The organism is Streptomyces sp. P5F9 (assembly GCF_057961495.1).
In genome coordinates this window covers 12721-29976 of the sequence record NZ_JBXVPZ010000070.1, presented here as the reverse complement: position 1 = coordinate 29976, position 17256 = coordinate 12721, and the positions used below count along the sequence as shown (strand labels likewise).

General features: G+C 71.6%; 20 protein-coding genes and 1 pseudogene. 11 read left to right on the top strand and 10 right to left on the bottom strand.

What is annotated here, in order from left to right:
- Both AC31A1_RS14760 and AC31A1_RS14755 read right to left on the bottom strand, forming a co-directional pair.
- Window positions 1-1119: NAD(P)/FAD-dependent oxidoreductase (locus AC31A1_RS14760; protein WP_489653745.1), on the bottom strand; the 1119-nt coding region annotated here is incomplete at its 3' end.
- A 9-nt stretch (window positions 1120-1128) separates the two neighbouring features.
- Window positions 1129-1782, bottom strand: coding sequence for a rhomboid-like protein (locus tag AC31A1_RS14755; protein WP_489653744.1), 654 nt, complete (start codon window positions 1780-1782; stop codon window positions 1129-1131).
- Here AC31A1_RS14755 and AC31A1_RS14750 point away from each other — a divergent pair.
- Window positions 1781-2695, top strand: a complete 915-nt coding sequence (locus AC31A1_RS14750) for an aminoglycoside phosphotransferase family protein (protein WP_489653743.1) — start codon at window positions 1781-1783, stop codon at window positions 2693-2695. The genes AC31A1_RS14755 and AC31A1_RS14750 overlap by 2 nt on opposite strands.
- Window positions 2696-2921: 226 nt before the next feature.
- Here AC31A1_RS14750 and AC31A1_RS14745 read toward each other — a convergent pair whose 3' ends face one another.
- Window positions 2922-3854 (bottom strand): LysR family transcriptional regulator, encoded by a 933-nt coding sequence (locus AC31A1_RS14745; RefSeq protein ID WP_489653742.1) that lies wholly within the window; start codon window positions 3852-3854, stop codon window positions 2922-2924.
- Window positions 3855-4064: 210 nt separating this feature from the next.
- On the opposite strand from AC31A1_RS14745, the gene AC31A1_RS14740 reads away from it, so the two are divergent.
- The 3 genes from AC31A1_RS14740 to AC31A1_RS14730 all read left to right on the top strand — a co-directional run bounded on the left by AC31A1_RS14740 (window position 4065) and on the right by AC31A1_RS14730 (window position 6925).
- Window positions 4065-5321, top strand: coding sequence for an MFS transporter (locus AC31A1_RS14740; protein ID WP_489653741.1), 1257 nt, complete (start codon window positions 4065-4067; stop codon window positions 5319-5321).
- Window positions 5318-5797 (top strand): GNAT family N-acetyltransferase, encoded by a 480-nt coding sequence (locus AC31A1_RS14735; protein ID WP_489653740.1) that lies wholly within the window; start codon window positions 5318-5320, stop codon window positions 5795-5797. Before AC31A1_RS14740 ends, AC31A1_RS14735 begins: the two co-directional genes overlap by 4 nt.
- 111 nt (window positions 5798-5908) lie before the next feature.
- Window positions 5909-6925, top strand: a complete 1017-nt coding sequence (locus AC31A1_RS14730; RefSeq protein ID WP_489653739.1) for a DUF4037 domain-containing protein — start codon at window positions 5909-5911, stop codon at window positions 6923-6925.
- A 32-nt stretch (window positions 6926-6957) separates the two neighbouring features.
- Here the strand turns inward: AC31A1_RS14730 and AC31A1_RS14725 are convergent, their stop codons facing one another.
- Both AC31A1_RS14725 and AC31A1_RS14720 read right to left on the bottom strand, forming a co-directional pair.
- Complete coding sequence (locus tag AC31A1_RS14725) at window positions 6958-7293, bottom strand: putative quinol monooxygenase (protein WP_489653738.1); 336 nt, start codon at window positions 7291-7293, stop codon at window positions 6958-6960.
- A gap of 25 nt (window positions 7294-7318) precedes the next feature.
- A complete protein-coding gene (locus AC31A1_RS14720) occupies window positions 7319-8401 on the bottom strand; it encodes an alkene reductase (protein ID WP_489653737.1) in 1083 nt (360 codons plus the stop codon).
- 116 nt (window positions 8402-8517) lie between these two features.
- Here AC31A1_RS14720 and AC31A1_RS14715 point away from each other — a divergent pair, with 116 nt between their 5' ends.
- On the top strand, window positions 8518-8892 hold the full coding sequence (locus tag AC31A1_RS14715) for a MerR family transcriptional regulator (protein WP_489653736.1): 375 nt from the start codon (window positions 8518-8520) through the stop codon (window positions 8890-8892).
- A gap of 21 nt (window positions 8893-8913) precedes the next feature.
- On the opposite strand, the gene AC31A1_RS14710 is transcribed toward AC31A1_RS14715, so the two are convergent.
- Window positions 8914-9135 (bottom strand): hypothetical protein, encoded by a 222-nt coding sequence (locus AC31A1_RS14710; protein WP_489653735.1) that lies wholly within the window; start codon window positions 9133-9135, stop codon window positions 8914-8916.
- Window positions 9135-9887 carry an SDR family NAD(P)-dependent oxidoreductase gene (locus tag AC31A1_RS14705; protein WP_489653734.1) on the bottom strand — a complete coding sequence of 251 codons (753 nt, stop codon included), beginning with the start codon at window positions 9885-9887 and terminating at the stop codon, window positions 9135-9137. The genes AC31A1_RS14710 and AC31A1_RS14705 overlap by 1 nt, the downstream gene beginning before the upstream one ends.
- Window positions 9888-10023: 136 nt before the next feature.
- Here AC31A1_RS14705 and AC31A1_RS14700 point away from each other — a divergent pair, with 136 nt between their 5' ends.
- Entirely contained in the window at window positions 10024-10527 is a 504-nt protein-coding gene (locus AC31A1_RS14700; protein WP_489653733.1) for a MarR family winged helix-turn-helix transcriptional regulator, read from the top strand.
- 149 nt (window positions 10528-10676) lie between these two features.
- The gene (locus AC31A1_RS14695; RefSeq protein ID WP_489653732.1) at window positions 10677-11303 is read left to right on the top strand and encodes a DNA polymerase ligase N-terminal domain-containing protein; all 627 of its coding nucleotides are present in this window, start codon (window positions 10677-10679) and stop codon (window positions 11301-11303) included.
- A 67-nt stretch (window positions 11304-11370) separates the two neighbouring features.
- On the opposite strand, the gene AC31A1_RS14690 is transcribed toward AC31A1_RS14695, so the two are convergent.
- The gene (locus AC31A1_RS14690; RefSeq protein ID WP_489653731.1) at window positions 11371-12174 is read right to left on the bottom strand and encodes a maleylpyruvate isomerase N-terminal domain-containing protein; all 804 of its coding nucleotides are present in this window, start codon (window positions 12172-12174) and stop codon (window positions 11371-11373) included.
- Between the two features lie 158 nt (window positions 12175-12332).
- Window positions 12333-13133 (bottom strand): SDR family NAD(P)-dependent oxidoreductase, encoded by an 801-nt coding sequence (locus AC31A1_RS14685; RefSeq protein WP_489653730.1) that lies wholly within the window; start codon window positions 13131-13133, stop codon window positions 12333-12335.
- 73 nt (window positions 13134-13206) lie between these two features.
- Between AC31A1_RS14685 and AC31A1_RS14680 the strand changes: the two genes are divergently transcribed.
- Together AC31A1_RS14680 and AC31A1_RS14675 are read left to right on the top strand one after the other, a co-directional pair.
- Window positions 13207-13797, top strand: a complete 591-nt coding sequence (locus AC31A1_RS14680; RefSeq protein ID WP_489653729.1) for a TetR family transcriptional regulator — start codon at window positions 13207-13209, stop codon at window positions 13795-13797.
- A gap of 485 nt (window positions 13798-14282) precedes the next feature.
- On the top strand, window positions 14283-14468 hold the full coding sequence (locus AC31A1_RS14675; RefSeq protein WP_489653728.1) for a hypothetical protein: 186 nt from the start codon (window positions 14283-14285) through the stop codon (window positions 14466-14468).
- A gap of 153 nt (window positions 14469-14621) precedes the next feature.
- On the opposite strand, the gene AC31A1_RS14670 is transcribed toward AC31A1_RS14675, so the two are convergent.
- The gene (locus AC31A1_RS14670; RefSeq protein WP_489653727.1) at window positions 14622-14858 is read right to left on the bottom strand and encodes a hypothetical protein; all 237 of its coding nucleotides are present in this window, start codon (window positions 14856-14858) and stop codon (window positions 14622-14624) included.
- 164 nt (window positions 14859-15022) lie between these two features.
- On the opposite strand from AC31A1_RS14670, the gene AC31A1_RS14665 reads away from it, so the two are divergent.
- Window positions 15023-15511 (top strand): DUF5709 domain-containing protein, encoded by a 489-nt coding sequence (locus AC31A1_RS14665; RefSeq protein ID WP_489653726.1) that lies wholly within the window; start codon window positions 15023-15025, stop codon window positions 15509-15511.
- A 92-nt stretch (window positions 15512-15603) separates the two neighbouring features.
- Window positions 15604-17022: pseudogene (locus AC31A1_RS14660) on the top strand (aconitate hydratase); the annotation flags it as partial.
- Window positions 17023-17256 lie beyond the last annotated feature (234 nt).

Sequence of the window (17256 nt, the reverse complement as noted above, 5' to 3'; positions counted from 1 at the left end):
CCCCAGCCCGGTCGACCGGTCCAGCGTCACCGTCGCGCACCAGTCGCGCGGCACCCCGAGGACCCCCGACCAGGCGTGCTCGATCCGCAGCCCCGCGAGCGAGGGGAAGAACCGGACGAGGATCTCGCGCAGCGCCTCGATCGTCGCCGCCTGCGTCCGCCCGTCGTTGTCGGTCCTCGACCCGAAGCGGTACGGCACCCCTCGCCCACCCAACGCGATCCGCCCGTCGGCGGTCCGCTGCGCGTACATATACGCGTGCGCCATGTCACCGAGCGTCTCCAGACCGCCCCAACCCACCGACTCCCACTGCGCGTTGGTGAGCGGTTCGGTCGCGATCATCGAGGAGTTCATCGGCAGCCAGGTCCGCCGCTGCCCCTTGAGGCTCGCGGTGAAGCCCTCGGTGCAGCGCAGGACGTAGGGCGCGCGGACGGTGCCGTACGGCGTGACGGCGTGCTGGGGACGGATCTCCGTCACCGGCGTCGACTCGTGGATGGTGACCCCCAGCGCCTCGGCCGCCGCCGCGAGCCCCTTCACCAGCTTCACCGGGTGCAGCCGCGCCCCGTGCGGCGTCCACGTCGACCCGACCGCGTCCACGACCCGGATCCGCTCGGCGGTCTCACGGGCGCCGTACAGCTCGCGGTCGGTCTCGCCGTACGACAGCTCGTGCTCGTGGAAGTCCTTCAGCCGCGCCAACTGTGCGGGCGTACAAGCGACTTCGAGCACGCCACCCCGATGGATGTCGGCCTCGATCCGCTCCTCCTCCGCAACCCTGACGACCTCAGCGACCGTGTCGTTCATCGCCTTCTGGAGGCGTACGGCGGCTTCGCGGCCGTGGAGTTTCGCGTACCGGTCGCGCCCCGCGACGCCGTTGTACAGCCAGCCGCCGTTGCGCCCCGAGGCGCCGTAGCCGCAGAACTTCTGCTCCAGGACGGTGACCCGGAGGAAGGGGGCCGCCTTCTTCAGGTAGTACGCGGTCCACAGGCCCGTGTATCCGCCGCCGACGATCACGACGTCGGCGGAGGCGTCACCGGCGAGAGGCTCCCGTCGCGCCGGGAGGCCGTCGTCCGCGTACCAGAAGGAGATCCCGCCGTTCACGACACCGCTCACCGAGCTGCTCATGTCCGGACGCTAACCCCTGAGGGCGGCCACTGTCTCCTTCGGATTCCATGCTTTTCCACAGCCCCTGACCAGCGGATAACACGCGAGACCGATCAGCACGGAGGTGAAATGCCCGAGATCGGTGAAGGTGCGGTGGGTCTCCAACGGCACCCCGTAGACGCCCAGTACGACCACCAGATACGGGTACCGCCACGGCACCGCGATCCGGTACGCCAGCACCCCGACCACACCCGCCAGCGCGTAACTCACCCCGATATCAAGGGTGTCGACGGCCGACTGCGGCGCCATGTCGTTCTTGATCGCCCACAGCAGCGCGCCCTCGCTGATCAACGAGGCCAGCACATGCGCGGCCACACACACCATCAGCCACCGCGCCGTCCCGAGCCACCGCTCGGCCTGCGCGTGGAACACCGTGTACAGCACGGCGTACGGCAGCCAGCGGCCCCCGTCTATCCACATCGCGCTCGCGAACAGCACCCGCACCGGGTTGTTCGACAACTCGTGGATGTTGGTGGAGCGCTGCCGCAGGAACTCCTGCTCGAACTCCGGCGACATGTGGTGCATGGCGACCGTGGTGACGAAGAGGATCGCCAGCCAGACGTAGGTGCCGGGGGCGCTGCGGACGTACGCCCACACCCTGTGGAGGCCCCGGGTAATTCGCATGAGCCGATTCACGCACGCAAGTATCGTCGGAGGCGTGATCGACATTCCGGCCGCGCTGATCGCCAGTTACGAGAGTTTCGGCGGGGAGGCCGGAGAGGCCTTCGCCGCCGCCCTCCGGGAGCGGGCCGCGCGGTTCCTCGATCAGTGGGAGCTGCGCCTCGACGGAGCGTCGATGAACGGCCGGTGCGCGCTGGTCCTGCCGGTGCTGCGGGCGGACAGGACGCCGGCCGTGCTCAAGCTCCAGGAGGTGGACGAGGAGACGGCCGGGGAGCCGGTCGCGCTGCGGGTCTGGGACGGCGACGGGGCCGTACGACTCCTGGAGGCCGACGCCGGCACGGGCACGCTGCTGCTCGAACGGCTCGACTCGGGGCGGGTGTTGGCGGGTCTGCCGGACTCCCGCGAGGCCACGCTGGTCGTCGCCCGGCTGCTGGCCCGGCTGACGGCCGTCGAGGCACCGGCGGGGCTGCGGCGGCTCGGTGACATCGCGGCGCAGTTGCTGCACCGGACCCCGGCAGCACTGCCGCGCGTCGGCGACCCGGCCGAGCGGCGGCTGCTCGCGGACTGCGCGGCGGCGGTGCGCGAGGTCGCCGGCGAACCGGGCGACCGGCTGCTCCACTGGGACCTGCACTTCGAGAACGTCCTGGCCGCGGACCGCGCCCCCTGGATCGCCATCGACCCCAAGCCGCTCGCGGGCGACCCCGGCTTCGACCTCCTCCCGGCCCTGTGGAACCGCTTCGACGCGGACGAGGTCGGGTGGCGGTTCGACGCCATGACGGAGGTACTCGGGCTGGACCGGGACCGGGCACGCGCCTGGACGCTGGGCCGGGTGCTGCAGAACGCGCTGTGGACGGTGGAGGACGGGCGTCCACCGTCACCGGACCACCTGGAGATCGGCCGGCGGCTGCGCGGCTAGGGCCTGTCCGGCGGATCAGGTCGCAGGAAATCGGCGGTGCCTGATCAGCGCGGGTGAGCGGGGCGTGGTGCGTGCAGCTGCAAGGCGGAGGAGGGCGGCGACGCGGAGCGTCGGCAACCGACGACAACGCCGCTGGGGGTCCCCCCACGCCTTTAAGGCAGTGGGGGAGTGCGTGCCACGCCCCGCGTCTGCGGCATGATCCGCCGGACAGGCCCTGGGTCTGTTTTCACGCCCAGGCCGGTGTCCAGGTCTCCGTGTCGTCGGAGTGGCCGGGCCCGCCGCCGTCGTGGAGGTGATCGCGGAGGGCGGCCAGCGCGGGGTGCCGGTTGTCGCGGTGCCGGACCAGGGAGTGCGGGTAGACCGGGGTCGGATTCCGTACGGCGATACGGCGCAGGTCGTGGCCGGCGGGCCAGACCAGGCGGGTCTGCTCGCCGACGAAGGTCGCCAGTGAACGCGAACCGGCGATGGTGTCCAGCAGTGGCTCCACGCCGAAGTCGGGGCCGCCGCTCTCGATGGTGAGCCCGAACGCGGCGGCGAGCGCGTCGTAATACGCGGCCCACTCGGTGCCGGGGACGAGGCCGGGCATCCAGATCCGGTGCCCGACGAGGTCGGCCGGGGTGACGGTGCGGGCGGCGGCGAGCGGGTGGGCCGGGCCGGTGAGGAGCTGGACGGGTTCGTCGAAGGCGCGGCTGACCTCGATGTCGTCGGGGAGCCGGCGGCCGGTCGTCGTGACGGCGCGGAAGGACGCGTCGACCGTGCCGGAGCGGATGGCGTCCACGGCCGCGTCGGCGTCGAAGAGGGTCACGACGTCGAGCTCTATCTCGGGGCGGGCGCGATGGAAGTGCCGTAGCAGCGCGGCCGGGGCGAGCCCCCGCCCGATCACGTCGACGCGCAGCGCGCGGTGGCCGGGCCGGACGGAGGCGAAGGCCCGCGCCTCGGCGCGCAGCAGTTCGCGGGCGTGCGGCAGGAACGCCCGCCCGTCGACGGTCAGTTCGGCCCCGCGCGGGGTGCGCGCGAAGAGCCGTACGCCTACGGCCCGCTCCAGGGCGGCGACCCGCTTGGAGACGGCCTGCTGGGTGATCGACAACTCCGTGGCCGCATGCTGGAAACGGCCCGCGTCCGCGATGGCCACGAAGGTGCGCACAGCGTCGAGATCCACGTCGGCGACGATAGTGGCGGCCACTGACAATCGCCGTTCACCAGCAGGTACAACCAGGGGTTGTAGCTTCCCGGCGAGTCGGTTGTTTGATCTCGGCGTCCCGCACTCGCTTGGATGCCGGTGGCCCGCGGTCGGCGGAAGGGGTGTCCGTGGAAATGTGACACTCGCGGCGCGAGTGTCACATTTCCACGGAGAGGGTGTGGGGCGGGGATGGCGAGGAGACGGGCGCTGGGGCGCCGGTTCGGGTGGCTGTGGGCGTCGTTCGCGGTCAGCTCGTACGGCACCGGGCTCGGGTTCGGCGCGTTCTCCTTCATGGCGATCCTCGTGCTGCACTCCGGGCCGACCCAGGTGGCGGTGCTGGCCGCCTCGGGGCGGGCGGTGGGGGCCCTGGTCGCCGTACCGCTGGGGCCGTGGGTGGAGTTCCGCCGCAAGCGGCCGGTGATGATCGCGATGGATCTGACCCGGTTCGGTGCGCTGCTGACCGTCCCCGTCGCCTACGCGCTCGGCGGGCTCACCTTCGCCCAGCTCCTCGTCGTCTCCGTCACCGTCGCCGCGGCGAACATCGCGTTCAACGCGGCCAGCGGCTCGTACCTGAAGGCGCTGGTGCCGCCGGAGGACCTGCTGGTCGCGAACTCCCGCTTCGAGTCCACGACTTGGACCTCGACCATGCTCGGGCCGCCGCTCGGCGGGGTCGCGATCGGCCTGTTCGGCCCGGTGACGACGGTGGTGGCCGACGCGGTCAGCTATCTGCTCTCGGCGCTGGGCATCCGCGCCATCGGCGGGACCGAGCCGCGCCCCGAGCGGAGCGGTGCGCCTCGGCTGCGCGCGGGCGATCTGCTCGACGGCTGGCGCTACATCCTCGCCCACCCCACCCTGCGCCCGCTGCTCCTCAACGCCATGGTGGTCAACGGCCTGATCATGGCCGCCGAACCGCTGCTCGCCGTACTCCTGCTGGGTCACCTCGGCTTCTCTCCCTGGCAGTACGCGCTCGTGCTCGCGGCCTCGTCCGGGGCCGGGGGCTTCGTCGGCTCCCGCCTCGCGCGCCCGCTCGCGGCCCGGTTCGGGCAGCACAGGGTGATGGTGGTCTCCGGGGTACTGCGCGCGTGCTGGCCGGTCGGCCTGGCGTTCGTCCGCCCCGGGGTCCCCGGGATGCTCCTGGTCACCGCCGTCCAGCTCGGCCTGGTGACCTGCATCGGCGTCTTCAACCCCCTCCTGGCCACCGCCCGGCTCACCCACACCGCCCCCGACCGCGTGGCCCGTACCCTCACTGCCTGGTCCATCAGCACCAGCGCGGCGATCGCGACACTGACGGCCACGTGGGGGCTCCTGGCAGCGGTGACCACCCCGCGCACGGCGATCGCGATCGCGGGGGTCCTGCTGCTGGCGAGCCCGCTGCTGCTGCCGCGCCGGGAGCACGCGACCCACGACCCCGGCAAGGACCCGAGCGCGTCTACCCTCTCGGCATGATCCGCACCGCGACCCCCACCGACATCCCCGTCATCCACGCCCTGATCCGCGAACTCGCCGCCTACGAAAAGGAACCCCAGGAGGCGAGGGCGACCCCGGAGCAGCTCCACGAGGCGCTCTTCGGCCAACACCCGGGCGCCTACGCCCACATCGCGACCGACGACACCACCGGCGAACCGGTCGGCTTCGCGCTGTGGTTCCTCAACTTCTCGACCTGGCGCGGCGTCCACGGCATCTACCTGGAGGACCTGTACGTCCGCCCCACCGCCCGCGGCACCGGCCACGGCAAGGCCCTCCTCACCGAACTCGCCCGCATCTGCGTCGACCGCGGCTACGAACGCCTGGAGTGGTCCGTCCTCGACTGGAACCGCCCCGCGACCGACTTCTACGAGGCGCTGGGCGCCCGGCCCCAGGACGAGTGGACGGTGTACCGGCTGACGGACGGGGCGTTGAGGGAGCTGGGACGGCACGGGTGACCGATGGTCCACCTGCCGGACTGCTCGACCGGGCGTCCATGGCGGGGAGTTGAGGGGGCAGCGGCGAAAATTCGCGCGCACGATCATGGCGAGACTGGGCAGGGTCGGTGCATGAGCTTCACGAATATGCCAACTTTTTTACCCGGCCTCGAACTCTCCCGCCGTTTCTACACAGAAGCCGTCCGCCCGCTCCTCGAAGACGCCGCCCCCGACATCCCGCACTCCGCCGCGCGCATCGGCAGCGGCTCCGAGGTCCTCGGCTACGACACCCCGCGCTCGACGGACCACGAATGGGGCCCGCGTCTCCAGCTCTTCCTCCGCCCCCGGGACGTCCCCCGCCACGCGGGCCGCATCAGACACCACCTCGCCGAGCACCTCCCGAAGACCTTCCACGGCTACCCGACGAACTTCGCCCCGACGGCCGACGGCGAAGTCCGCGTCATGCGCACCACGACCGGCCCGGTCCACCACAGAGTCGAAGTCACCCACACCACGGCGTGGTTCACGGCAACGCTCGGCTTCGACCCCACCCACGAGATCACCGCGACCGACTGGCTGACGACGCCCACCCAGCTCCTGGCCGAGGTCACGGGCGGCGCGGTCTTCCACGACGGCCTGCACGAACTCGGCCCCCTGCGCCACACCCTCCGCTGGTACCCCCGCGACGTGTGGCTCCACGTCCTGGCCCGCCAGTGGAACCGCATCGCCCAGGAGGAGGCCTTCGTGGGCCGCTGCGGCGAGGTGGGCGACGAACTCGGCTCGGCGACGGCGGCGGCCGGCCTCACCCGAACCCTGATGCGCCTGTGCCTCCTCATGGACCGCCGCTACCCCCCGTACAACAAATGGCTGGGCACGGCCTTCGCCCGCACGACGGCCGGCCACCGCCTGATCCCGGTCCTGACGGCCGCCCTCTCGGCGACGGACTGGCACACGCGGGAAAAGCACCTCACCCACGCCTACGAAACGGCGGCCGACATCCACAACCAACTCAACCTGACCGACCGCGTGGACCCGACCACCCGCCCCTACCACTCCAGACCCTTCCGGGTACTGCGCGCCGACCGCTTCACCGAGGCCCTGACGGCCCGCATCACGGACCCGACACTGAAGGACCTGCCCGACGACTGACGAAAGCCCGGCCCCTGAACACGCCTTGTACGTCAGTCGAGGGCCTTCTCGTCGGCGGCGAACCTGCGCACCTCATTGCGTATGCGCGGGCCCCACTTGGTGAGGAGGGCGGTGATCTCCGGTGTGGCGACGTGCCGGTCGAGGGCCTCCTGGGACGCCCACTGTTCGAGCACCGTGACGGCTCCGGTCGCCGCGTCCTCCACACAGAACGAGATCAGCACGTTCCCCGGGTTCGCCGCGGCGAGCGGGTACGACGTCGCCCGTGCCTCGGCGACGAACGACTCGACGTCCTCGGCGGGGACGAAGACCCGGCCGGCGATGATGACGGCGGTCCGGGCGTCGTCCTGGGACTTGTCCAGCGCGTTCATGGTTCTTCCTCGTCCTTCGTGTCCGTCAGGCGGTGTGCTGGTAGGCGGGGTAGGTGAGATAGCCCGCGTCGCCGCCCTGGTAGTACGTGGCCGGGTCGGCGGGCGCGACCGGCAGACCGGTACGGAGCCGTTCCACCAGGTCGGGGTTGGCGATGAAGGCGCGGCCGAAGCTGATCAGGTCCGCGCCCAGGCCGAGCCAGTGGTCGGCGGCGGCCCGGTCCGCCTGCTTGGGACCCATCGGGACGGCCGGGTTCACGACCAGGCTGCCCGGCCACGCGCGGCGCAGCCCGAGCAGCACCTCCTCCTCGGCGGTCGCCTCCAGGTGCACGTAGGCGAGGCCGAAGCGGGCGAGTTCGGCGAGCAATGCCGCGTACAACTCCGGCACTTCCCTCTCCTCCACGCCCCAGAAGGTGCCGCCGGGGGACAGCCTGATCGCGGTGCGGGCCGCGCCCACCGCGTCGACCGTGGCGGCGACCGCCTCTACGGCGAAACGGATGCGGTGGGCGATCGGGCCGCCGTAGGAATCGGTGCGCAGGTTGGCGTTGGACGACAGGAACTGCGAGATCAAGTAGCCGTTCGCGCCGTGCAGTTCGACGCCGTCGAAGCCGGCGTCGACGGCGCGGCGGGCGGCCTCGGCGTACGAGCGGGCCTGCTCGGGCACCTCGGAGAGGTCCAGGGCGCGGGGTACCGGCGCGGGCCGTGGCCCGGCCGGGGTGAACACCTCGCCCACGGCGGCGACCGCCGACGGTCCGACCGGCCGGAGGCCCGTGGTGTCGGGGTGCGAGACCCGGCCGCCGTGCATGATCTGGGCGAAGATCCGCCCGCCGTTGGCGTGCACGGCGTCGGTGACGGGCCGCCAGGACGCCACCTGCTCGTCGGTGTACAGGCCCGGGGTCCCCGGGTTGGACTGCCCGACCAGGCTGGGCTGCACCCCCTCCGTGACGATCAGTCCGGCGCTGGCCCGCTGGGCGTAGTAGACGGCCATGGACGGGGTCGCGAGGCTCCCGGGCGCGGCCCGGACCCGGGTCATCGGGGCCATCACGACCCGGTTGGGCAGCTCCAGACCGCCGAGGCGGTGGCGGTCGAACAGCGTGGTCCTGCCGGTCATGCCGGAACTCCTTCTCACTGGCGAAAGCCCGGGAACGCGGGCCCGACAGGTACGCTAAAACCTGACATCAATGTGAGGGGCAAGTCCTGGGGCGGGGGAACCGCCGGGAGGGTGAGATGCGGATCGGCGAACTCGCGGCGCGGACCGGAGCCAGCGTCCGCTCCCTGCGTTACTACGAGGAGCAGGGACTGCTCGTCAGCACCCGCAGCGCCGGCGGGCAGCGGCACTTCACCGAGCAGGACATCGAGCGGGTGGACTTCGTCCGGCGTCTGTTCACGGCGGGGCTCTCCAGCCGCACCATCATGGAACTGATGCCCTGCCGCGACGCGCCCAGCGACGAGAACTCCGACGCCGCGCTGGACCGGATGGCCCTGGAGCGCGACCGGCTCTCCGCCCATATCGAGGAACTGCTGAACACCCGCGACTCGCTCGACGGCCTGATCTCCGCGGCCCGTGCCGACAGGGACGCCCGTCGGACCGTCGCCGCATGACGAGCCTTCGGGGACTGGCCTTCAGCCGGGGAAACCCGACGACCGGCCGAGGAACTCCGTCACCGTCGTGGCGAACCGGTCGGCGTGAGGGGCCAGGGCGTCGGCGGTGGTGGTGCCGGGGGTGGACATGGCGGTGACCGTGGCGGTGATGAACTCCGGTTCGTGGCCGTCGAAGAGCAGCTCGGGCACGTGCGGGGCCATGAAGAACCCGACGTGCCACATGCCGCCCTCGGTGACGTTCATCAGACGGGCAGAGTGCTGCGCTCGCCGCCGTCGGCGAACAGGACGGCACCGTTGACGTAGGAGCTCGCCGGCCCGGCCAGGAACGAGACGATCTCGGCGATCTCGCCGGGGTCCCCGGCGCGGCCGCGCGCGTTCGTCGCGTCCAGGACGGCGATGTGCTCACCGAGCATCGCCTGCGTGCCCTCGGTGTGCACGGGGCCCGGGGAGACGGTGTTGACCCGGACACCGGCCGGGCCGAACTCGGTGGCCCAGTAGCGGGTGAGGATCTCCACCCCGGCTTTGGAGGCGCCGTATGCCGCACCGACCGGGGCGGGCTGACGGGCCGCACTGGAGCCGACGATCACGATCGACCCCCGGCCGCGCTCGGCCATGCCCGGCGCCAGCGCGCCGACCAGGAGGAACGGGGCGCGGGTGTTGACGGCGATGTGCCGGTCGAAGCCCGCCGCGTCGGTCGCGGCCGTCGGGGCGAACTCGTACAGGCCCGCGTTGCTCACCAGGATGTCCACGGCGCCCGCCTCGGAGGCCAGGCGCAGCGTGTCGGCGGCGTCGGAGAGGTCGGCGACGACGAAACGGGCGCTGCCGCCCTCGGCCGCGATCTCCTTCACCAGGGCCTCGCCCCGCGTCCGGTCCCGGCCGTGCAGCACGACCTCGGCGCCCTGACGGGCCAGGTTGTGCGCGACGGCCTTGCCGATCCCCGAGGTCGCCCCGGTCACGAGCGCGGTACGGCCCTGCAAAACGGTGCTGGTGCTCATCTTCAGTCCCTGCGGTGGTCGTCATGGCGGCTGTGCGGATCACCCGCACTCCGCCCGGTGCACAATTCACTATGCATGGCAGATGTTCTGTTCGCAAGAACATCTGCCATGAAGCGCATCATGCTAGGGTGCGGGAGTGAGCGCATCCATGTCCCAGAAGAAGAAGCCGGGCGGCGAGGCGGCAGACCTGGCGCTGGACACCGACCTGGGTTGGGCGATCCGCATGGTCTCCTCGGCGTTCCGCCGCGTGGCCACGGAGTCCGTCGCCGACCTGCCCGGAGGCGCGCGCGCCTATCTCGTCCTGGTCGCCCTCACCGGCGGCGAACCGCCCTCGCAGCTCGCCCTCGCGAAAGCGGTCAGCCTCGACCGCACCGTGATGACCTATCTGCTCGACGACCTCGAAGCGCACGAGCTGGTCACCCGGCGGCCCGACCCGCGCGACCGCCGCGCACGCCAGGTCCTCATCACCGACACCGGACGCACCCGCCTCGACCAGGTACGACGAAGCCTCGCCGCCGCCGAGGCCCGCCTGCTCACCGACCTGGACGCCCACGACGCCCTCGAACTGCGCACCCTGCTCGCCCGCGTGGCACAGACCGCACAACGCGAGTCCGTCGCCCCCGACGAAGCGGACTGCTGACACTCGCGGCCGTGAAGGCGGCGGCACTCGCGGCACCGGTCTTCCACCTGCGCGCGAGTGCCGTCGACCCTGGCCTGACGTGCCTTCGCAGGGGTCACCCAGGAGGGGGTGGGTACCCGGCCTCAAAAGGCGCGGAAAGGCGGCTCGACATGGCTGGTGAGGACCCGCTGCGGAACTACCGGGGCAAACGGGACTTCGACCGGACGAAGGAACCCCGTGGCCGGCCGGGTACCCGTGACGAGGAGCCGCGGTTCGTGGTGCAGATCCATGACGCGAGCACGATGCACTTCGACTTCCGTCTTCAGGTCGGCGACGTGCTGAAGTCCTGGTCCGTGCCGAAGGGACCGTCCACCGACCCCGGCGACAAACGGCTCGCCGTGCCCGCCGAGGACCATCCGCTGGAGTACGAGGAGTTCGAGGGCGTGATTCCCGAGGGTGAGTACGGCGGGGGCACGGTCATCGTCTGGGATCACGGCACCTACCGGCCACTGAGCCATGACCGGCACGGCCGGCCCGTCCCGTTCGACGAGGCGCTCGGACGCGGACACATCACTTTTCGGCTCGACGGCTCGAAGCTGCGCGGCGAGTACGCGCTCACCCGGTTCCGGGGTGGCGGCAAGGACGGCAAGGGCGAGGTCTGGCTGCTGGTGAAGGCCAAGGACGAACGGGCCCGCAGCGAGGGCCGGGCGACCCCGGATCCGCGCCGGGCCCGCTCGGTGCGCAGCGGCCGTACGCTGCATCAGGTCGCTGCGGCGGGCCGAGGAGCCGAGGGGTGATGGCCGATCTGCTGAGCACGCTGCCCGACGAGGAGTCCCAATGACCGAGTCAACCCGGGCGAGGCCGTCAGATGACGTTGACGGCGTCGAGGAGACGGGTGGCGAGTTCGGTGTCGCCGGTGACGGTCACGTCGTGGTCGCGCCACGATGACCGCTGGGTGCCCCAGTCGGGGAAGGTCAGTGCGAGGGCGGTGACGTGCGCGGCGACCGGGCCGCTGGACGGGGCGAGCACGCCTGCCTCGTCGATCCACCATGTTCCGCCGCCGGGGCCGGTGAGCGTCAGGGCGACACGGGCGTCGAGCCCGGCGACCGGCGCCTGGCCGACCTGATTGCTCAGCACGGCGAGCATCCACGTGATGACCGCTCGCATCCGGTCGGCGTCAGTGGGCGGCGTGGGCCGGCCGAGTGCCGGAGCCATGTCGTGGCGCAGGTGGGTGTGGTGGTCGAACACGAGGGCGCCGCCGATCAGCAGGCCCAGGGGGTAGCGTCCGAGTTCGACGAGCGGTAGGCGCAGCCGGGCGGCGGGGGTGCGTCGGACGAGGTCGAGGAGCGTGGCCGCTCGGCGGGTGGCGCGGGTGTACTCGGCCGTGACCTGTGCCCGGCTCCAGCCGCGCCGCCGGTCGACGGAGCCTTCGTTGAGTTGTTCGAGGCTGGTGGCGCGGAGCGTGTCCAGTCCGGGAGGCGTGTAGCAGTTCCTTGCTGTCGCGCCGATGTGGGCGACGACGTCGGCGATGCGCCATCCCGCCGCCGCGCTGGGCGCCGCCCACTCCTCGTCGCTGAGGGTGCTGGTGAAGTCGAGCATCTCGGTGCGTTCGGCGCGCAGGGCGGCGACGATGTTCCGCAGGTCCGCTGCGGGGAGGCGATCGGCCATGGCGTTCTCTTGTCTCGTCTCTCGGAGGAACTTCGTGTCGTCCGGGTCCGCGCCCCCCCCATCGGCGTCCCCGGATCAAATGCCCGGCGCCACGGCGGTATCGATGGTCCCCACGATCGATGGTCCCCACGCCCGTGGCGGTCTGGCGACGCGTGGAGCTACGCGTGCATGGCGCGTCGTGCCGTCCAGCCCATCGCGCGGACGATCAGGCGCCGGGGCAGGACCTTGCCGGCGAGGGCGAGGGGGCGGCCGTTGGTGATGACTGATGGCGGTGCGGAGCGGCGGTCGAGGGTGGCGAGGGCCGTCTTCACGACGTGGTCGGCGGTGGCGCGCTTCGATCCGTAGTCGGCCGACTGGCTGCCGGCGGCGTCGTAGAACTCGGTCTCCACCGCGCCGGGGCACACGGCGAGGACGCGCAGGCCGGTGCCGCGGGTCTCCTCCCACAGCGCTTCGGTGAAGCTGAGCACGAATGCCTTGGTGGCGCCGTAGACGCTCAGGTACGGGGTGGGCTGGTAGCCCAGGAGGCTCGCGACGTTGATCAGGAAGCCGTTGCCTGCGGAGGTCAGCGGGTCGATGTAGGCGTGGCTGAGGTCGACGAGGGCGGCGACGTTCAGCGCGATCATGCTTTGCAGGCGCTCGGGATCCTCGTCCCGGAAGGCGTCGTGGGTGCCGAAGCCCGCGTTGTTGACCAGGCCGGTGGCGTGGATGCCGCGCGATTCGAGCTCGGCGCGCAGTGTGCGGCCGGCGTCGGGTTGGCCGAGGTCACGGGCGATGACGGTCACCGTGACGCCGTGGGTGCGGGTGAGTTCGTCGGCCAGGCTCTGAAGCCGGTCCGCCCGGCGTGCGACGAGCACGAGGTTCGCGCCGCGGCGGGCCAGTTGGTGCGCGAACTCCGCGCCGAGGCCGGAGCTGGCCCCGGTGACGATGACGGTCTGGTGGCGATAGTCGATCCTTGTCATGCCATTCACTCTACGCACGATTTTGCACTGAGTGCAAACAGATGCATCGGATGAAGCCATGTACCATCGGTGCATGGCCCGGAAACAGACATCCATTCGTGAGCAGACCCGCTCCGTGGTCCGTTCCCTGCTCGCCCGGAACGCTGTCGAACTGTTCGCCGCCCAGGGGTACGACAACACGACGCTGGAGGAGGTCGCCGCCGCGGCAGGAGTCTCCCGGCGGACACTGTTCAACTACTTCCCCAGCAAGGAGGACCTCGCGCTCGGCGGCCTGTCCGAACAGGGCGAGCTGATCGCACAGCGGTTCGCGCAGCGCCCGAACGACGAGGACTGCTGGGCGTCGCTGCGCGCGGCATTCCAGGTGGTCGAGGAGATCGAAACCACCCCCGAGCACCGCCTCGAACTGGTCACCCTCCTGTTCGACAACGAGTCGCTGCGCGCCGGCCACGCCGAGAAGCAGGCTCGCTGGCAGGACCTGCTCGCACCACTGATCGAACCGCGACTGCCCGATTCCGAGCACCCGTCCCTCCAGGCGCGCGCGATCGCGGCCGCGGCGATCACCTGCCTACAGGCAGCGAACCAGGAGTGGGCGCGCCTCGGCGGGCGGGTCGACCTGTTCGACCTCTACGACACGGCCGTGCACGCCATCCGCCGACCCGCCTGAAGCCCGGCCGCACCAGGTGGCCGGCGTCCGCGTAGGCCGACAGGTCACCAGCGGCTACGACGGAGGCCGTACTGCTGAGCGAAGGGGAGCCCGGCGGGAAACTGGCCGCTGATCCTCTCGACCTCTCGCTGACCCTGCGGAGCGTCGACACCGGCGCCGGTCACCTCCTCGTCGCGATCACCGAAGGCGCGGCGCCGGCACGATGTGCACCCGAGAGAGCCGTTTTGGTCCAGGTGACGCGCCCGTGCCACGCAGAGGGTCGCTACGCGGTGGCCATCGGCGCCGAGCGCCCAATGACCAACGTGTCGGCACGATTCTTCAACCCCCCGCCGTGCGCCTACCTGGACCGCCGCCCGGCCATCGCCCTGGAATGAACAAGTGAGGTTGCCGTGGCCGATGAGGGGGACTCGATGCTCATGAGAAGCCCTCTGCCGCCCGGCCGGAAGCCGGTGCGGTGGGGCTCACGGGACCAGGAAGGAGTTCTCATGGACAACCGGCGGGACGAGGAACTCTACTCACGGGACCGCCCGGCCCACCCCACGCTGCCGGAGGATCGGCCGCGCGGGGGCAAACCCAAGGCTCCCGTGAAGCACCGCAGTCCTTGGCTGGTCGCGGCGTTCGTCATCGGCGTCATCGCGCTGATCGTCATCGGTGTCGCCTTGTTCCCCTGACGGGAAGGACTTGTTCCCCTGACGGGCAGAACCGGGGCAGGCCGGCCCTCTCGGTGACCCGGTGACCGGTGACCGCTTCGTGGGTCACGCGCGCATGCCGCGTCCGGCGTAGCCTCACACCGGACGCGGCACCAGCCTGTGGACAAGAGCCGCTCAGGCTCCGTCCAGGCGCGAACGCAGCAGCCGCTTGCCGATGTCGGCGCCCTTGCGGCTGTCGGCCTGGGCCTTGCGGAACAGGTCCACGACCTCCGTGTCCTTCTCGCGCTCCGCGTCCGCGATGTACGTCTCCAGACGCAGCGCGTTGTTCAAGCACGCTTCCACATACCAGATCAGGTTGTAGTCCTTGTCCGGCGTGCCCGTGGTGCCGCCGGTCTCCGTGCTGCTGGTCATTCGGGCCTCCTTCAGGTTCCGGGGTCTTGCCCCTCCGGCCGGCGCGGGTACCCGCCCCGCACCGGCACACACTCCGGCGGGCCGCGCGTGTGGGCGGAGCCGGACTGGATACGCGGGGTGGAGGCAGTGCAGGCACCTGAATCCAGGCGGAAGGTACACGCACCATGGAGAGCCGGAACCAGGACGACGTCATGGGTGACGAGGTCTACCAGCCCGAGGGGCCCGGCGGCCGGGAGGACGAGGGCGTCCTCGATCCGGAGGACACGCTCAGCGACCGGGGCGGCGACCCCTACGAGGAGGGCTGGTCGCCGCCCGAGCGTCCGCTCGCCGTGGAGCACGAGGGCACGACGGCGCGGGAGCAGCGGGAGGGCGAGAGCCTGGACCGGAGGCTGGCCGAGGAGCGCACCGATCCGGCGCTCGACGAGCCCGGTACGGGCGACGGCCTGGGGGACCTCGCGGGCGGGGAGGGTGAGCCGCTGGACGACGAGGTGGGAGCGGACCGGGCCGGCCGCCTGGTGGCTCCGGACGAGGGCGCGCACGGGGACACCGAGAAGGACATGCTCGCCCAGGACGTGGGCATCGACGGTGGCGCGGCCTCCGCCGAGGAAGCCGCCGTCCACCGGATCCCGGACGAGGACGACGACCTCCCGTAGTCCCGTACGGCAGGAACGCGTCCGTCGGCGCGACGCGCCCGCCGCGGCTCCGTCCCACTCTGCTGTGAGGCCCGGCCCGTTCAGGACTCGGCATGCCGGGTACGCGTGAGTCGGTCCAAAAACGGCGACAGGAGGTCGGCGGGATGGTGGCCCAGCGGAAGGCCGGCGGCACGGTGGCGCACCGGCTCATCGAGGAGCACCTGGTGACGGGGCGGATGATCCCCGGCGAGGAGATCGGTCTGCGGATCGATCAGACGCTCACCCAGGACGCCACCGGGACGCTGGTGATGCAGGAGCTGGAGGCCCTCGGCCTCGACCGGGTGCGCACCGAGGTCAGCGTGCAGTACGTCGACCACAACATCCTCCAGGCGGACGAGCGCAACGCCGAGGACCATGTCTTCCTCCGGTCCGCGGCCCGCCGCTTCGGCCTGTGGTACTCGAAACCCGGCAACGGCGTCTCGCACCCCACCCACATGCAGCACTTCGGCGTGCCGGGCCGGAGCCTGGCCGGGTCGGACTCCCACACGTGCGCGGCCGGTTCGCTGGGGATGCTGGCCATCGGCGTCGGCGGCCTTGAGGTGGCGCTGGCGATCGCCGGGCAGCCGCTGTACGTGCGGATGCCGCAGGTCTGGGGCATCCGGCTCACCGGCGCCCTGCCCGACTGGGTCAGCGCCAAGGACGTGATCCTCGAACTGCTGCGCCGCCACGGGGTCAAGGGCGGGGTCGGCCGCATCCTGGAGTACCACGGTCCGGGCCTGGACCGTCTGACCGCGATGGACCGGCACGTCATCGCCAACATGGGTGCCGAACTCGGCGCCACCACCTCGGTCTTCCCCGCCGACGACGCCGTACGGTCCTTCCTGCGGGCCGAGGACCGGGAGCGGGACTTCCGCGAGCTCACCGCCGGGCCCGACGCGCGGTACGACCTGGAGGAGGAGATCGACCTCTCCGCCCTCCAGCCGCTGATCGCCAAACCCACCTCACCGGGCAATGTGGTACCGGTACGGGAGGTGGCGGGCGAGCCGGTCGAGCAGGCGGTGATCGGCTCCTCGGCCAATCCGGGGCTGCGTGACTTCATGGTGCCCGCGGCCATGGCCCGCGGCCGTCAGACCGCCCCGGGCGTGAGCTTCGACGTCAACCCCACCTCCCGCGAGATCCTCCAGGACCTCACCCGCGCCGGGGCCACCTTCCACCTGGTGGCGGCCGGTGCGCGACTGCACCAGGCCGGCTGCCTGGGCTGCATCGGCATGGGGCAGGCGCCGACAAGCGGCCGCAACTCACTGCGTACGTTCCCGCGCAACTTCCCCGGCCGTTCCGGCACCGAGGACGACGCGGTCTGGCTCTGCTCACCCGAGACCGCGACCGCGTCCGCGCTCACCGGGACGATCACCGACCCGCGCGACTGGGCCGCCGACCGCCAAGTGCCGTACCCGGCGGTGGAGTTGCCCGAGCGGGCCACGGTCAACACGGCCATGCTGGAACCGCCCCTGCCTCCGGACGAGGCCGGCGGGATACGGCTCGTACGCGGGCCCAACATCTCCGCCCTGCCCGACCTCGACCCGGCTGCCCGACACCATCGACGCACCCGTCCTGATCAAGGCGGGCGACGACGTCTCCACCGACGAGATCTCCCCGGCCGGCGCCAAAGCCCTGCCCTACCGCTCCAACGTCCCCAAGCTCGCCGAGTTCACCCTCACCCGGCTCGACGCCGACTACCCCCACCGCGCCGCCGAACTCCGCGACCA

Excerpts from the sequence above, each read along its gene's own strand:
- AC31A1_RS14750 (WP_489653743.1), top strand. The coding sequence starts at position 1,781 with ATGAGCCGATTCACGCACGCAAGTATCGTCGGAGGCGTGATCGACATT.
- AC31A1_RS14755 (WP_489653744.1), bottom strand. The coding sequence starts at position 1,782 with ATGCGAATTACCCGGGGCCTCCACAGGGTGTGGGCGTACGTCCGCAGC.
- AC31A1_RS14740 (WP_489653741.1), top strand. The coding sequence starts at position 4,065 with ATGGCGAGGAGACGGGCGCTGGGGCGCCGGTTCGGGTGGCTGTGGGCG.
- AC31A1_RS14735 (WP_489653740.1), top strand. The coding sequence starts at position 5,318 with ATGATCCGCACCGCGACCCCCACCGACATCCCCGTCATCCACGCCCTG.
- AC31A1_RS14730 (WP_489653739.1), top strand. The coding sequence starts at position 5,909 with ATGAGCTTCACGAATATGCCAACTTTTTTACCCGGCCTCGAACTCTCC.
- AC31A1_RS14725 (WP_489653738.1), bottom strand. The coding sequence starts at position 7,293 with ATGAACGCGCTGGACAAGTCCCAGGACGACGCCCGGACCGCCGTCATC.
- AC31A1_RS14720 (WP_489653737.1), bottom strand. The coding sequence starts at position 8,401 with ATGACCGGCAGGACCACGCTGTTCGACCGCCACCGCCTCGGCGGTCTG.
- AC31A1_RS14715 (WP_489653736.1), top strand. The coding sequence starts at position 8,518 with ATGCGGATCGGCGAACTCGCGGCGCGGACCGGAGCCAGCGTCCGCTCC.
- AC31A1_RS14710 (WP_489653735.1), bottom strand. The coding sequence starts at position 9,135 with ATGAACGTCACCGAGGGCGGCATGTGGCACGTCGGGTTCTTCATGGCC.
- AC31A1_RS14705 (WP_489653734.1), bottom strand. The coding sequence starts at position 9,887 with ATGAGCACCAGCACCGTTTTGCAGGGCCGTACCGCGCTCGTGACCGGG.
- AC31A1_RS14695 (WP_489653732.1), top strand. The coding sequence starts at position 10,677 with ATGGCTGGTGAGGACCCGCTGCGGAACTACCGGGGCAAACGGGACTTC.
- AC31A1_RS14690 (WP_489653731.1), bottom strand. The coding sequence starts at position 12,174 with ATGGCCGATCGCCTCCCCGCAGCGGACCTGCGGAACATCGTCGCCGCC.
- AC31A1_RS14685 (WP_489653730.1), bottom strand. The coding sequence starts at position 13,133 with ATGACAAGGATCGACTATCGCCACCAGACCGTCATCGTCACCGGGGCC.
- AC31A1_RS14680 (WP_489653729.1), top strand. The coding sequence starts at position 13,207 with ATGGCCCGGAAACAGACATCCATTCGTGAGCAGACCCGCTCCGTGGTC.
- AC31A1_RS14675 (WP_489653728.1), top strand. The coding sequence starts at position 14,283 with ATGGACAACCGGCGGGACGAGGAACTCTACTCACGGGACCGCCCGGCC.
- AC31A1_RS14670 (WP_489653727.1), bottom strand. The coding sequence starts at position 14,858 with ATGACCAGCAGCACGGAGACCGGCGGCACCACGGGCACGCCGGACAAG.
- AC31A1_RS14665 (WP_489653726.1), top strand. The coding sequence starts at position 15,023 with ATGGAGAGCCGGAACCAGGACGACGTCATGGGTGACGAGGTCTACCAG.